At 42.4% G+C, this 554-nt stretch carries 1 protein-coding gene; it reads right to left on the minus strand.

Features of this window, described 5'->3' with window-relative positions; genetic code table 11:
• Nucleotides 1-133: 133 nt before the first annotated feature.
• Nucleotides 134-421, minus strand: a complete 288-nt coding sequence (locus A1QO_RS06370) for a hypothetical protein (protein WP_017039663.1) — start codon at nt 419-421, stop codon at nt 134-136.
• Nucleotides 422-554 lie beyond the last annotated feature (133 nt).

A 554-nucleotide genomic window follows, 5' to 3' on the forward strand; every position in this document is an offset into this window, starting at 1 on the left:
TTAACAGTAGCTTTATAACGCCGCGTTAAGGGGCGCAGGCACGCAATAAAAAAGCTACCGCACAGTGCCGTAACCACCGAACCCAACGCAAACTGAAAATGCCACGCGTGCCAAGTCCCTCTTGAACGCTTTGTTATGTGTTGTTTTGTTGATTAGTTAGGCTTTGATATCGCTTATCACTCACAAACCACGCAAGGCTATTGAGCGGAATACAAACAGCCAAAATCATTGCTGAAGTTATTGGAATGCTAGTAAAGAACTCTCCCCACTGATTTTGGTTAGTAAAGAGTGCAACACCTATTAACTTACCAGTAAATAGCCCGCCACCAATCATTAAGGTTTGAATCATAATGTAGTGGATAAACCCTTTTCTTCGCTTTTCTTCCCAGCGCTTCAACCATTTCTTTTGTGATTCGGTCATGCTCGCCCCTCAATTTAAGACAGTTACGTCAAGCTTATAGACAAATAATCTAAGAACTACAATTCTGGGACATTGTGCGAGTCACATCCAAATCTAAAGGAAACACATAACGCTCGCTTAAGCTGCAACCAAC

The sequence above is a fragment of the Vibrio genomosp. F10 str. ZF-129 genome, assembly GCF_000287055.2.
Lineage (GTDB): Bacteria > Pseudomonadota > Gammaproteobacteria > Enterobacterales > Vibrionaceae > Vibrio.

Excerpts from the sequence above, each read along its gene's own strand:
- A1QO_RS06370 (WP_017039663.1), bottom strand. The coding sequence starts at position 421 with ATGACCGAATCACAAAAGAAATGGTTGAAGCGCTGGGAAGAAAAGCGA.